We start from the raw sequence: 1799 nt of genomic DNA, 5'->3' as shown, positions 1-1799 counted from the left end.
CGTAGCAAGCATAAGATTGCGTTTTATTAGGAAAGCACACTGTCAAAAGGATTTTATGCTTTGGCGGGGGTCAGCCCGCCTCGGCGGTGTCAGTGGTGTTGATTTCAATGTATTCGGCAATCCGGCGGAACTCGTCCGCAAACTTAAAATGAACGCTGATATTGCCGTTTTCGTAAACCTTGATATGGTCTACCAATTCAATCAGGATTTCGCGGGTCAGCTTTTCGATGTTCTGATATTTCGCAAAGGCTACCAGTGCGGGATGCTGCTGGTCAACGCCGTTTGAAAGCTGTTTCCGTTCAGCCGTCAGCCGGGCCAGCAAATCCGAGAGCCCGGCGGCCTGCCGCTCATAATCGGTTTTCATTTCCCGATATTCCTGCTGGGAGATTTCCCCGTCTTTCCAGTCTTGATACAGTGACTGCTTGTAGCGGGTGATTTTCGTCAATTCCTTTTCCTTTGCGGCAATCTGGTCGTTAAGGCGGTGGGATTGACTTTTTTTCAGCGGGGCCGCATTGATACGGGCTACTATTTCCGAATAGGAAACGGCGGTGCTCACTTGATACTGAATAGCGAACAGAACGGCGGCCTCCAGACGGTTGTGCTTGATAGAGTGCATGGTGCAGGCTGTCCGGGAGCGTTTCTTGTAAGTGGAGCAGGAATAATAAACATTCTTCCCGCTCTGGCTCCGGGTCACGGCCTTGCCGCAGTCCGCGCACCTCAGAAAACCGCTGAATAAATGGAGCTCCCGCTTTTTAGGGGCTGTCCGGGTGTCACGTTTCAGAAGTTCCTGTACCCGGTCAAAGGTTTCGTGGGTGATGATGGCCTCGTGGGTATCGGGGACGCGCACCCATTCTTCCTCCGGCACAGCCTCAATCTGGTGTACCTTGTAGCTTTTCACCCGGCGGCGGCCCTGTACTAAATCCCCGGTGTAAATAGGATTTCTGAGAATATCCGTTATAATCTTGTTCCCCCACATGGGAGCGTCCGATATAGCCGGGGAGTAGGGCAGGCCCTTTAGCTTTCTGTATGCCGTGGGGCTGGGTATGCCGTGGTCATTCAGATACATCACAATTTGAAGTTTGGCCGTACCTTGCAGGCACATCTCGTAAATCTTTTTGACGGTTTCAGCGGCCTCCGGGTCAACGATTAGCTGGTGCTTGTCTTTGGGGTCTTTTATGTAGCCGTAGGGAGCAAAAGAGCCTATGTACTGGCCGTTGCGCCGCTTGTAATCGAAAACCTGCCGGATTTTCTTTGAGGTCTGATAACAATACTGGTCGTTCATCACGTTTGTTATCGGAACGATGATGCTGTTCACGCTATCCGGATTTAGGTAGCTGTCTACGCCCTCGGCCAAGCTGATAAAGCGGACGCCCATCTGCACAAAGAGGTTGTCAATCAGACTGCCAGCATCGCTGTAATTCCGGGCGAAACGGGAAAGGTCTTTCACCACAACACAGTTGATTTTCCCGCTCATCACATCCCCTAAAAGTCGCTGGAAACTTTCGCGCTCCGTATCGGTTCCCGTGTGGCCGTCATCAACGTACTCGGTGTAGCTTTCAAATTCTTCCGCATGATTAAAATGAAAATCGTTGAGAATGTCGCGCTGGTTTTTCACGCTGTTGCTATCGTCAAGGCCACGGTTGATTTTCTGTAAATCCTCTCGGGAAAGCCGGATGTAGCCGCCCATTTTCCAAAGCCGGGCTGTATAGGTAGGGGCCAAAGTCTGCTGATACCCTCTGTTTTTTGTTCGTGCCATTGTTCCTCCTTCCCTATCACATTACACTTATATTATAACTCTG

The 1799-nt window shown here is 50.8% G+C and carries 1 protein-coding gene; it reads right to left on the bottom strand.

Annotated elements, in window-relative coordinates; genetic code table 11:
• Positions 1 to 70: 70 nt before the first annotated feature.
• The gene (locus U8U68_RS21715; protein WP_322204523.1) at positions 71 to 1756 is read right to left on the bottom strand and encodes a recombinase family protein; all 1686 of its coding nucleotides are present in this window, start codon (positions 1754 to 1756) and stop codon (positions 71 to 73) included.
• Between the last annotated feature and the right edge of the window lie 43 nt (positions 1757 to 1799).

The sequence above is a fragment of the Acutalibacter intestini genome (genome assembly GCF_034334985.1).
Classification (GTDB): Bacteria; Bacillota; Clostridia; order Oscillospirales; family Acutalibacteraceae; genus Acutalibacter; species Acutalibacter intestini.
The sequence above is the reverse complement of the archived record's forward strand: the minus strand, read 5'-3'. Positions and strand labels throughout refer to the sequence as shown.

What these genes read in the sequence shown, in the direction of transcription:
- U8U68_RS21715 (WP_322204523.1), bottom strand. Translation starts at nt 1,756, where the DNA reads ATGGCACGAACAAAAAACAGAGGGTATCAGCAGACTTTGGCCCCTACC.